Source organism: Streptomyces sp. NPDC025806 (assembly GCF_055558275.1).
On sequence record NZ_JBVHMU010000030.1, the window covers coordinates 42,686 to 53,724 of the forward strand.

Here is an 11,039-nt window from a genome sequence, read left to right on the forward strand (position 1 = left end):
GCCGTTCAGCTACTCGGACGAGCAGCCACGGCCGTCGCCGGTCCGCGTGAGCGAGCCGGAGACGACCCCGGCTGCTGGTACGTCAGGTGCTGCTGGTGATCCCGCGCCGGTGCTCCCACTCCCGCACGCAGCCCTGCGCGATCTCCCGGGTGACCGGGTCCGCGCTGTACTCGTGCTGCTCGATCGCCTCCGCGAGCTCGGCGTCGGTGAAGTTCGGGACGGTCTTGTCCGGCCAGTTCGACGTGCTCGACATCTGGTGTTCCCCTCAGGTGTTGAGATTGCTGGTGGGTCGGTGTCAGCCGCGATACGGCTCGGCGCGGCACTTCTCGGCGTGGTTCTGGGCCCATGCGCGGACCGCCTGCACCGGCGGCATCGCGGCCTTCGCCGTGGCGTCGGCGTCGTCGCCGATCAGGAAGTGCCCGTTGTGCCACTTCTCGAAGGTGGGGCTGATGCAGCCGTGGCCGTGGCACTTCGCCTCGGCGCCGGCCTTCAGCCGGATCTCCCACCCGTATACGGGGGCCGGGACCCGCTGCTGGTTGGACTGGACGAGCGCGTGGACGGTGACGCGGGACTGGCCGACGGTAGTGAAGCTGCCTGCCTCGTCGCGGTCCGTGCCGCCGTAGAAGCTGCGCCCCTTGGCCTCCTGTTCGTCGCTCTCCCGGCGGCGGAGTCGGATCGTCTGCGCGATCTCGTACTCCAGGTCCGGCGCGGTCGGGATGTACGTCATGGCGCTGTCTCCGTTCGGTTGGGTCGCGGCCGCCACACGGTTTCGCATGGCGACTGGGACCCCGCCGGGGCGGGGTGCTGGGCTTGGCCCCGAAGGGGCGGAGGCGCCAGCAGCCACCCGGCCCTGTCGGGGGCCGGATCCGGGGCGCCATGTCTCTGCCTGGCGCCGAGCAGGGCAGCCGCCGCGGGTGGCACCCCACGGGGGGTGTTCTCCAGTGCCGGGGCGTGACGCGTACCGGGCCGACGCCCGGCACTGCTGCCGTCAGTTGACTCGCTGTTGAGTTCTCAAAGATCCGCCGGTTCTGCGTAGATCCACCGAAGTCGGTGAGGTCTGCACTGCAGCCGATGTCCGACCACTTCGTGTCTGAAGTAGCGACATCGAGGAGACTAGCCAGCTAGAGGCGCCACCGTCAAGCACTTCAGACACGAAGTGCCATAGACGTATGGACCATCAGCATCAGGCACGCCACCTCAGCCCACCCTGACCAGGCACTTACCTGGCGGCACTTCAGTCCTGAAGTTGCCCCGACCTGAAATTTCGAACCCGCGGGGGCATGACTTCGGACTCGAAGTTGAGCTACTCTGCGTGCCATGCCACCGAAGACGAAGGAGCCGCCGAAGGTCCGCGAGGTCGCGGCCGCCCTGCTCGAGCAGATCCATTCCGGCGAGCTGGCCCCGGGTCAGCAGCTGCCCTCCACTGCGGTGTTGGCTGGCGAGCACGGCGTCTCGGAGAAGACCGTGTTCCGCGCGATCGGGCTGCTCAAGGCTTCCGGGCAGGTTGAAGGCCGGCAGGGCAAGGGCACCTTCGTCCGCAAGATGCAGGCCGTGGAATGGCATCTGCAGGCTGCTCCCGAACCGGGGCGTGAGGGCACCTCGATCCCAGTCGACGACTGGAAGGCGCCGGCTGGACAGGCCGGCCAGCCCGAGGTGAACCCTCCAGACGTGTCGGTGGTACCAGCTCCTGCCGAGGTTGCCCTGCGGCTCGGCATCGAGGTCGGCTCGTACGCGGTGCACCGCAGCGAGTCCCGACGCGTGGGCGACGAGGTGTACCAGTTCGCCGACACGTGGTTCCCGGCCCGCATCGCCCTGGATACCGAGCTGATGCAGGCCGAGGAGCTCGAGCTGGCCGAGGCCGACCGCATCCTGGCCGCAGCCGGGCATCCCACGTCGCATTGGCGAGACGAATTGCGGGTGTGGCCTCCGATGACCCCTGCGGAGGCCGAACGCCTGAAGCTGCCGCCCGATGTGGGCACCCCCGTGATCCGGCACACGCGGGTCACTTTTGGCGCGGACAACGCCCCCCTGCGGGTGAGCCTCACTGTCGCTCCTGGCCCGCTGAACACTCTGATCTACGAGGGCCGGACATCGTGACCGCGAGCGAATGGAACTCACCGCGCGCTCACCACCACCATGGCAAGAGTTCGGCGGCCAGGAGTTACAGCCTCTTGATACGCAAGATCCCCTGATGGAAAGGCCAGTGGTGAGTGACCGGGCGAATTCTGGAGCAAGACCCGTTCCGCAGGGACGGCTCGCCCCGTTGAACTCACCGTGCACAGTGCGTGACTGAAGACGCGTAAGCTATGCACCGCAGACTTTGAGATACGCGAAAGCCCCGAGCCGGGGACTCCCAGGATTGCCGTCCTGGGCCGGATCGGGGCTAAGCGTGACCGCCGTTGTGAGGTCTGCTGTCGAGTGTAGCGGGGCTGTCGCTCTTGCTCCACCAGGCAGCAGGCCAGAAAGGCCCATACCGTGGCAAAGCAGCACCGCGAGTGCCCGCCAAACGACTGTAAGACCTGCCGTGCCGTGTTCGACGCGCGGACCGATCTGGCCGCTGAGATGCCGACCGTCGTGGCGACCACGGCGATGGTGATGGAGCGCTCAGGTTTGAGCCGCCGCACCGTGCAGGTCCACACCGTGCACCTCACCTCGTACGGACTCCTCAAGGACAGCGTGCCGACCGGGCAGGCACTGGACGCCGAGCTGCCCGAGAGCATGAGCGACGAGGACCCGATCATTCCGCTGCAGTGGGCGGGCAGTGTTCCACTCCCGCAGTCCTGCCGTACCTGCCGGTGCATCCTGTGCGAGCTCGCCAAGATCTCCCGCGGTGACTGGATCGGTCAGATCAGCGTGAAGGAACTCGCGGGCCGCCTGGAGATGAGCGAGTGGACGGTGCGCATGCATCTGCGGTCCGGGCACACCGTGCAGCGGGTCGGACACAGCCTCGTCGAGGCCGGGCTCGTTGCGTTCGACGCGGTGGCCGAGGTCACCGGCTACAGCGAGACGACCAAGAAGCCCCTCGTCTCGCGCCGCGCGGACCGGTTCATCCTGGCGCCAGAGAAGACGAAGCAGGGCCTTTACCACATGCCCTACCCGGCCGACGGCACCGTGATGACGGACCGGCTCACTGAGCGACTGCGTGCCGAAACGCAGTGGTTCGACCCGACCCACAAGGAAGCCGGCTGGATCGTCAACTTGATGGTCGCGTTGATCCACCGGGGCTGGCCGGAGGACCTCCTCATCGCCAAGCTGCGCGAACGCCCCCACCGCGGCACCGAGGCACTCAAGTGGCCTTACCGCTACGCGCGCGTGCGACTGCCGAAGAAGTCCGACCGGTTCACACGTTCCGCGTTCGCAGCACCGGGAACGGGATTCGAGAAGCCACGCTGCGGTAAGTGCCAGGCTCGCATCATGGGAAGGGCTGCAGACGGGCTGTGCCCGAACTGCCGTGAAGAGCAGCGACTCACCACAGCCTCCGGACGTCGCCAGCTGACTATGGTGCAGTAGGGGCGAGGGGAAGAGGTTCGAATGCATGACGAGATTGAAGTGCCCACGGACACGGCCACCCTCGCGGTCGCCTGTCCGTCGTGCGGCGCGCCCGCCGGCGCCGACTGCCCGGGCACGATAGGCGCGCACCTCGCCCGCTGGGCCACCTGCGCCGACCGCGACCCCGGTCCGGAGCCAACACCGACACTCTCCCCTGCGGCCCGCGCCCACCAGGGCGCCGCCCCGCACCTCCCCAACTCCGGACCCACGGCCGCGGAGATTGCGCTCTCTGCCCTGAAGAGCCGGTGGCGCCTGACCGCCGAGCACGAGGACGGCACCCGCTGCCCCCGCACCGGAAAGGGCCGGCACCGTCAGACCGGCCCCGGCGACCCGCGCTGCTCCGGCCGCGCCTTCTACGTCGCCAGCTGCCGCTCCTGCTCGTGGACCTGCCGCAAGCGACAGCGCAAGGCGGTCCAGGACGCCGCCGAGCTGCACTCCCGGTTCTGCACCGACCAACTCCTGCTCCGCACTCCCGAGCAGGCCCTGGACGCGCACCGCCGGCGCGAATGCGCCGCGTTCGCCGTCGCCTGCCCGGTGTGCCCCGCCGCCGCCGGCGAGCAGTGCATCGACACCCGGCGCCGGCGCCCCGTGCCGTACACGTTCCTGGACGGCTCGCCCCGTGCCCACATCCAGCGTCGCTCGCTGACCCCTTGATGCTGCTTCTGCCTCCCGCCGAGCCCTCTTGGAGGAGCATCCCGATGGCTGAAGCGCACGCTGAGGGCCGGTCGCTCGTTCCGGCTTGCGGGCGTGTCCCGCTACGGGATGTCGTGATCGTGGAGGACGAAGCGGCCCGCATTCTCGACCAGTCGGACAACGAAGATCGCGATGAGGTCCTCCGGCTGCTCGTGCAGCCGCGACGCCCGTGGTGAGCGCACCCGATACGTTCTCCCTCCCGATGCGGTGATGTCACAAGGCCTTGTGGCATCACCGCTTTCCCATGTGACGCCACATGGCCTGACCTGGGCAAAGGGCTCGGTACGGGGGTGGTATTCGCAGATGTCACATCGCGTCACACGCCACTCACCACGGATGCGAGCGGCGTCGTGCGAGGGTGTCGTTTTTGAGAGGCGGACGGGCTTGTCGGTGCTCCGTGCCCCGATGCCTGCGGTGCCGCTGTCCGCGGCAGAGGATCGCGCACTCCCGTTCCGCCTTCGCGAGGTACGTGCCGCGTACCAGCCCACGGCTGCCGGCACGTCACATCTAGTGATCTGCTCCGGAGCCACCGACCCGCAACGTGCTGGTGCCCTGCGCCCGGAAGAGGTGGAGGGCACCAGCGCGTTGTCCTGGGTCAGGAGGCTGTGGTCCGGGGCTTCTTAAGCACGCGGACGGTGACGGTCAGTTCGATGCGGCCCTCGGCGTAGTCGGCCAGGAGCAGCTCGCAGACGCGCGAGGCGGACAGGCCTTGGGCTCGGCCGCGCTCGCTGGCAGCGTCCCAGTGGGTGCGGGTGATCCCGATGTTCTTCCGGCCGCGGCCGGGCCCCCGGTCGCCGTCTTCCGGGGTGTCGAGCGGGATGAGGCCGGCCGCGTAGTCGCGAAGGAGCGCGTCAAGGACGGTGCCGAGCGGCATGTTGTCCACGTCCTTGGCAAGTACCTTGGCCCGGTCCCAGACGCTTTCGAGTACCCAGAGGTCCTGTTTCTGCGGGCTGGCCATGGCGGTTGGGCTCCTTCGCGGGGTCGGTGGGCGCCGAGCGTTCCGGCGCGGCCATTGATGGTATGCGGCGTACGGGGGTGGGCTCGTCGCGTGCGGTCTGCGGCGCTCGGACGAGGCCGTGGGCGCCGGGTGGAGCCGGCGGGGTGGGCTGCCTCGTCCGGCTGGTGTTCGGGGTGCTGCCCATCCTGGTCGGCTCGCGCAGGCTCGGGCGGTTCGTGCGCGGCCGCCGCGGGTGCTGCCTCAAGGAGTGTCTGCAGCTGCTGCTTGTCCGGGGCACCATCGGCGTCGGGCGTGACGGTGCCGATTCGGGAGTTGTCGGGGGCGATGACCCACAGGGCGCCGAGTTCGTCGCTGACGACGTACCGGGTGGCGCGGTGGGTGACGTACCAGATGCCGTCGTGCATGAACTCGTGGCGGACGCGGCCGCGGCGCACGGTCCGCCAGCTCACATCCTCGGTGCGCCGCCCAGGCTGCCTCCTCGCGCGCCGCGCGTTCCCGCTCGCGCTGCGCGGCCGCGGCCTGCCGGGCGGCCGCGCGCTGCTGCCGCTCCTCCTCGTGCTCATGGAGCTCGCGGTCCAACCCCGCCCGCCGGTCCCGGCGCTCGCACTCCCAGGCCTCCATCTGCGCCCACCACGCCGCGCGCCGCCGAGCGGTCCCGGCGCGCGACGGCGAGCCGGGGCTCGTACGCCGTCCGGTCGTCAGCATGGACGGCCTCGGGTGTGAGGTGGGCGAGCGTGAGGGCGCGGTGCCCGTCGGCGGCCAGCGGTCGGCAACAGCCGTACGGTCCCGGACGAGTCGGTCACCGGGTGCAGGAAGCCGGCGCCGCGCAGCATGTGCACGTGCGCCGACTGGCCCCGGAGTCCCGGGCCCGCCGCGGCCCCCGCGCCCCGGCCGAGGTGGTGCAGTCAGCCGCCGAGGAGGCAGCGCAGGCGGCGGGTGATGCGCTGCCAGCGGGTGGGGGCGGGGGTCCAGTAGGCGGCGTACGCCTGCAGCGCCTCGTGCGGGTCGCCGGTGAAGGCGGGCGGGGCGCCGTCGTGGATGTCGCTGCCGATGATCTGGATGATCTGGAACTCGGCGGGGTCGTAGCTCTCGTGGCAGGGGCACAAGCGACGGTCGTGGACATCCAGGGAGCGAACTCCGGAGCCGCCGCAGAGGGTGCAGGAGCCGTGGGCGCCGGGGTCGAGGCCCCAGATGAGGTCGCAGGAGGAGCAGCTGCCGCAGTCGGCGGAGTCGTCGGTGTTGGGGATGGGCAGGCCGATGAGTTCGGCGCCGGGAGTCTTGCACCGGGGGCAGGTCATCGTGACGGGGGACTGGGTGAAGATGGTGAATTCCCCATCGACGGGGAACTGGACGCGGCCGTCGGCCATGCGGGCCGTGTAGTAGCCGCCGACGTGGATCTCCTTGATGACACCTTCAGCGCCCGCGTGGTGGGTGTTGCCGAGGCTGGTGATGGTGTCGGTGAGCATGATGCGGTCGCCGATGGCGGGGGCCATGGTCCACTCCTTCGAAGCAGGGGCTGATGGGTTCCTTCAGCGGGCTGGGGCGGGTGCTACAGCCAGCGGAAGGCGTCGCGGACGCTGTCGGCGGCTGCCGAGAGGTTCTCGGCGTGCAGCCGCTCGTCGAAGTCGCCGTAGCCGTCCGGGTCTTCGTTCGCCTGGCGGTCCATGACGATGTCGCTCGCGGCCTGGAGGACGCCGGCGAAGGCGGTGTGTACGTCCGCGTCCTTCAGGGCGCGGACGACCACGTCGTGGTCGGCGCCGCCGCGCTTGACGGCGTCGGCCAGCAGGTTGAGGGCGGCGGCCGCCGCCGGGGCAAGGAGGGTCACCTCGTTGTCGGCCTGAGCGGCGCGGTCGACGGTGGTCTCGATGCGCGTGATGCGGGCGATCTCGTTCGTCATGAAGTCCTCCGGGCCGGGGGCCGTGGGTGACCCCGCCCCACAGACACTACAGATTTTTTCTGTAATGTCAACGCGCGCACACCAACTCGACACGCCATCAAACCACTACAAATGCTTGCAATTTGCTTCTTTGGCCCCTACTGTGCGAAGTGGGGGATTAGGTCCACTCCTCCCCGCATGCCGAAAGTGGCTGGTCAGAGCCTCGTGCGTACGCGCCGGCGCTCCCGACGGGTGATTCCGTCGGGGGCGCCGGCGCGTACGGCGTAGCTCAGGGCGCGGCGACCAGGTCTTCGGCGTCGTAGTGCCGACCCCATTCCCCGTCGGGGCGAGCATGGACGCGCTGGCGCCGTTCGTCGAAGTGCGTTGCCACCTCGACGACGCGCGCCGCGCGGCCGTCGCCGCGGGGTAGCGCGGCGGCCCGTACGCGGTCGCCGATCGCCCAGAACACGGGCGTCACCGGCCCGTGGGACGCGGGCAGTTCGTCGACGGTGCAGGCGAGAGCAGCGGCAGTGCACGCCGCGCACTCGGACGCGTCATCTGTGACGTACAGCGGCGCCTCGCTTCGGCACCGGTCGCACGGGCCATGCCCGGCGAAGCGGGCCGTTCGCTCGGGTACGAGCGCACCGAGAACGGCATGGGCGGGCAGCATCAGCAGCACGTACGGCGCGCTCACGCCCGACTCTCGCCCGCTGATGACGATGCAGCCGTTATGCAGGCGGGAGATGCGCGTGAGCGTCACAGGCTCGGCGGAGAATCCATCGGCGTAGCGCTCGGTACGGTCACCGTCGACGAACGGGGCGCGGTGCACCGGGCGCACCTGCCGGTACCCCTCCCGCTCGATCTCGTCCCACGAAGCGAACCGCCAACCGGCAGGCGCCTGGTGGTTGCGGGCCCGCTTGCGCGCGACCTCGGCGGCCGCGGACGCACGGACGTCGACCATGGCCACCAGCCGCTCCGCGGCGCGGTACTTCCGGTCGTGATTGCTGGCGCCGGAGTCTCCCGCGTCCTGCGCCCACCAGGACTGTGCGCTGCGGCCCATCTTCCAGACGTGGCCGGTCGGGTCGGTGGCGCCATCGACGTAGACCGGGGTGCGCCCCTTGTCGTCGGTCTTGCCATACCGGTAGCGGGTGTTGGTGCTGTTCATCATGATCCCCTTCCGAGAGATAATGCCGATTTTTTCTGTAGTGTCAGGGCGTGGGTCGCCGCAGCCGGCCGCGTACGCGCCGCTCCGGACAGGTGCCGTTCGACATCCACGCGCAGCCCCACACCCACACCGATACGCCCAGCAGAGCGCCGCTCACCCCGCCCACGGTCATGACCAGGACCACGGCGAGCACGAACGCGAGCACCGGGAACAGGGGCCAGACTCGGGCAGCGCGCCCCGGAACGGCGACGGGCGTCCCGACCGTGGGAGCCACCGGCGGACGCGGAGGAATCCCGGTCCGGCCGCGAGCAGGCGCGACAACCCGCGTGGAGGCTCCCACGCCTGCACGAGTCGACCACCAGGGCACGAACTCGGGCTCCGAGCCGCTGGGCGCCGTGACACCGAGGACATACCCGCCTTCCCCCTCCCACGTCTCCAGTCCCACAGGGTCGCTGACGACGTCGGCCGGCTGCGGGACTCGCGGGCAGGGTGTTGCCCGAGCCTGCGGCGTCTCGACGTCGGGCACGGCGCCCCCTTCGCCCTCCCACGCGTCCTGCACTCCGGGGTCGCTGACGACATCCGGCGCGTACGCCACGGCACGTACGGCGACCGCCTGCTCCGCGGCAGCCTCCAGCGCGGCCTTGTCGGCGCGACCGCGGTCCCTTGCTGCGAAGCGCGCCGCTTCGACCGCGGCCGCTGCATCCTGCGCGGCCCGCTCGGCCTCCTGCGCTCCCTCGACGCCACACCGTTCGTCATCGACGTTGCTCTGCCGCTCGCCCGCCTCGTGCCGGGCGCCTGCAAGAGCCTCCCGCGCACGGGAGAGCGCCGTCGCGACGCGCTCCGGGTAGTCGTTGTTGGTGACCGGCAGCGCTGCGCGCACGTCCTCGATGTCCTTTACCGCGCGCTCGACGATGTCGACCGCGGCCCATGCCTCGTCTGCGTCCAACGCGCCGGTGTTCGCAGCGACTTGGGCTGCGGCCTGTGCGCGCTCCGCCGCAAGCTCCGCCGTCCGGGCGCCCTCGGCACCCTGATCGTCTGCCTGCCGGCCGGCGTCGTCCGCCTCCTGGATCACCAGGGCGTCGACCTCCCCCGTGATGACCGCAATCCGGGCCTGCGCGGCGAGGCTGTTGCGTGAGCCGACCACCGTCTGAGCGTTACCGATCGCTTCCACCGTCGAACCCTGGACATCGCGCTCCTGGGCCAGAGCGCTCGTCTTCCGCAGGACCCGGGCAAGGTGGATGGAGCACAGGACCCGCTCCTGGGTCTTGGAGTAGCGGAACATCCGCTCGCTGCACGGCAGTCGGTGCTCGCCAGAGTCCGCGCAGCGCAGCCCGTACCCGTCGACCTGGGCCACGGTGTACCCGCGCACGCCGCCGTACTCCGTGCCCGCCGCGAGCTCCTCGAACGCGCGGAGCGAGGCGACCGCGGTGTACGTCACCATGCCGCGGTCCACAGGGTGCGAGGCGGCGCAGCCGCCGGCCAGCGGCTTGACGGTCCATCGGTTGTCGCCCGCGGCCTCCGCGTCGAAGCACACGCCGTCGATGACCATGGGGAACCAGGTCCGCGATGCGCCGATCTCCACGCTCCCGACGTGCACCGACACCGGCCGGTACGGCTGCATGCCCTTGCGCGGGATGTAATCGGCGTACGACACCGGAGACTTGGGCCGGACCCCGAGCGTGTCCGAAAGCTGCGACATGTCGACGTCGGCACCCGCCGCCCCCAGACTCGACACCGTCGCCGTTCCGACGTGGTACGCGTAGCGCAGCGGCTCACCCCGGCGGGAGACCCGGTGACGGGTCATGGAGAACACACGCCCGGTTTCGGCGGAGCGGTCAGTCGTGACCCAGAAGGTTCCCGGGCGCGGCCCGCTGGACCACACCTGCCCAACGACACGTGTGTCCCCCTCCTGCCACTCCACCCAGTCGCCGATGCCGCAACCGTCCGCCTCGAAACCGGGTGCGTCCGCGCTCTTGGGAAGCCGCATCGTCGGCAACACCCGCTTCGCAGCACGCCACTTGGGGGTTCGCGCGTCCCGCTTCTCAATCGCGGATTCCAGCTCGGCGCGCCGCTTCTTGTACCCATTAGCCGCGCCCTTCGGAGCGTCCTCAAGGTCGAGCGACAGCAGGGTAAAGCGCGCGCGACCGTCCGCAGACTCGATGACCTCAAAGGCTCCCTGGGTGTACGTCCGCATGATCTGAGGTCCTTTCAGTCGTGGCGCACGGCGATGCCGGCCGCAGCGGGAAGGTTCTCCCGACACCTCAAAGACTACAGGTTTTTTCTGTAGCCTCGCAAGCCGGCTCACCAACTCACGAACCGTCACCAACGCCGCTACGCCGCACGCCTGACGACCCGTCAACTCAGCCGCCCCACGTCGAAAGCGTGGAGAACGCTGCGCCCCCACAGCTGTTCGAATTCAACCTGTGGAAAAGGGGCGCAGGATTCTCCACGCTTTCGACGTGACAGCGCGGCCCGGGAGAGGGGGCGCAGAATTTTCCACGCTTTCCGCGCGTGCCCATCTCCGCAGGTCAGAGCAGGGGCGCACCAAATTCCACACTTCACACGCTGATAGTTTCCGCAGGTCAGAAGGGGTGCGCACGGGGGCGCAGAATTTTCCACGCTTTCCTCTTCCAGTCACCACCGACTTCCACAGGCCGAGTCGACCCGACCCCGGAGGGGTCGGCATCGGTCGCGGAGCGACCGACCGTGAGGATCGCTCCGCGATCTTCACGGGGCGCGCGGAGCGGGCCCCCGCCGCGTAGCGGCGGCGCGTCGTGTCTGCGGAGCAGACCGCGCGC

11 protein-coding genes are annotated in these 11,039 nt (G+C 69.9%); 4 read left to right on the plus strand and 7 right to left on the minus strand.

The features are described 5' to 3' along the window. Positions 1–82 precede the first annotated feature (82 nt). Both ACZ4E1_RS37700 and ACZ4E1_RS37705 read right to left on the minus strand, forming a co-directional pair. On the minus strand, positions 83–253 hold the full coding sequence (locus ACZ4E1_RS37700; RefSeq protein WP_467548145.1) for a hypothetical protein: 171 nt from the start codon (positions 251–253) through the stop codon (positions 83–85). Between the two features lie 42 nt (positions 254–295). Beyond that, complete coding sequence (locus ACZ4E1_RS37705; RefSeq protein WP_467548147.1) at positions 296–727, minus strand: hypothetical protein; 432 nt, start codon at positions 725–727, stop codon at positions 296–298. Between the two features lie 590 nt (positions 728–1,317). Between ACZ4E1_RS37705 and ACZ4E1_RS37710 the strand changes: the two genes are divergently transcribed. The 4 genes from ACZ4E1_RS37710 to ACZ4E1_RS37725 all read left to right on the plus strand — a co-directional run bounded on the left by ACZ4E1_RS37710 (position 1,318) and on the right by ACZ4E1_RS37725 (position 4,418). Then, positions 1,318–2,097: a GntR family transcriptional regulator gene (locus tag ACZ4E1_RS37710; RefSeq protein ID WP_467548149.1), complete on the plus strand. Its 780-nt coding sequence runs from the start codon at positions 1,318–1,320 to the stop codon at positions 2,095–2,097. Between the two features lie 378 nt (positions 2,098–2,475). After that, positions 2,476–3,510 carry a hypothetical protein gene (locus ACZ4E1_RS37715; protein ID WP_467548151.1) on the plus strand — a complete coding sequence of 345 codons (1,035 nt, stop codon included), beginning with the start codon at positions 2,476–2,478 and terminating at the stop codon, positions 3,508–3,510. A gap of 21 nt (positions 3,511–3,531) precedes the next feature. Continuing rightward, the gene (locus tag ACZ4E1_RS37720) at positions 3,532–4,203 is read left to right on the plus strand and encodes a hypothetical protein (protein ID WP_467548153.1); all 672 of its coding nucleotides are present in this window, start codon (positions 3,532–3,534) and stop codon (positions 4,201–4,203) included. Between the two features lie 44 nt (positions 4,204–4,247). Then, positions 4,248–4,418: a hypothetical protein gene (locus ACZ4E1_RS37725; protein WP_467548155.1), complete on the plus strand. Its 171-nt coding sequence runs from the start codon at positions 4,248–4,250 to the stop codon at positions 4,416–4,418. 419 nt (positions 4,419–4,837) lie between these two features. On the opposite strand, the gene ACZ4E1_RS37730 is transcribed toward ACZ4E1_RS37725, so the two are convergent. The 5 genes from ACZ4E1_RS37730 to ACZ4E1_RS37750 form a co-directional block, all read right to left on the minus strand. Beyond that, positions 4,838–5,200 (minus strand): hypothetical protein, encoded by a 363-nt coding sequence (locus ACZ4E1_RS37730; RefSeq protein WP_467548157.1) that lies wholly within the window; start codon positions 5,198–5,200, stop codon positions 4,838–4,840. A 905-nt stretch (positions 5,201–6,105) separates the two neighbouring features. Beyond that, a complete protein-coding gene (locus ACZ4E1_RS37735; RefSeq protein WP_467548159.1) occupies positions 6,106–6,693 on the minus strand; it encodes a hypothetical protein in 588 nt (195 codons plus the stop codon). A 56-nt stretch (positions 6,694–6,749) separates the two neighbouring features. After that, a complete protein-coding gene (locus tag ACZ4E1_RS37740) occupies positions 6,750–7,097 on the minus strand; it encodes a hypothetical protein (RefSeq protein ID WP_467548161.1) in 348 nt (115 codons plus the stop codon). Positions 7,098–7,365: 268 nt separating this feature from the next. Further along, a complete protein-coding gene (locus ACZ4E1_RS37745) occupies positions 7,366–8,241 on the minus strand; it encodes a hypothetical protein (protein WP_467548163.1) in 876 nt (291 codons plus the stop codon). 43 nt (positions 8,242–8,284) lie between these two features. Further along, a complete protein-coding gene (locus ACZ4E1_RS37750; protein ID WP_467548165.1) occupies positions 8,285–10,435 on the minus strand; it encodes a hypothetical protein in 2,151 nt (716 codons plus the stop codon). Positions 10,436–11,039 lie beyond the last annotated feature (604 nt).

Coding starts and splice junctions, on each gene's coding strand:
- ACZ4E1_RS37700 (WP_467548145.1), bottom strand. CDS start 253: ATGTCGAGCACGTCGAACTGGCCGGACAAGACCGTCCCGAACTTCACC.
- ACZ4E1_RS37705 (WP_467548147.1), bottom strand. CDS start 727: ATGACGTACATCCCGACCGCGCCGGACCTGGAGTACGAGATCGCGCAG.
- ACZ4E1_RS37710 (WP_467548149.1), top strand. CDS start 1,318: ATGCCACCGAAGACGAAGGAGCCGCCGAAGGTCCGCGAGGTCGCGGCC.
- ACZ4E1_RS37720 (WP_467548153.1), top strand. CDS start 3,532: ATGCATGACGAGATTGAAGTGCCCACGGACACGGCCACCCTCGCGGTC.
- ACZ4E1_RS37725 (WP_467548155.1), top strand. CDS start 4,248: ATGGCTGAAGCGCACGCTGAGGGCCGGTCGCTCGTTCCGGCTTGCGGG.
- ACZ4E1_RS37730 (WP_467548157.1), bottom strand. CDS start 5,200: ATGGCCAGCCCGCAGAAACAGGACCTCTGGGTACTCGAAAGCGTCTGG.
- ACZ4E1_RS37735 (WP_467548159.1), bottom strand. CDS start 6,693: ATGGCCCCCGCCATCGGCGACCGCATCATGCTCACCGACACCATCACC.
- ACZ4E1_RS37740 (WP_467548161.1), bottom strand. CDS start 7,097: ATGACGAACGAGATCGCCCGCATCACGCGCATCGAGACCACCGTCGAC.
- ACZ4E1_RS37745 (WP_467548163.1), bottom strand. CDS start 8,241: ATGAACAGCACCAACACCCGCTACCGGTATGGCAAGACCGACGACAAG.
- ACZ4E1_RS37750 (WP_467548165.1), bottom strand. CDS start 10,435: ATGCGGACGTACACCCAGGGAGCCTTTGAGGTCATCGAGTCTGCGGAC.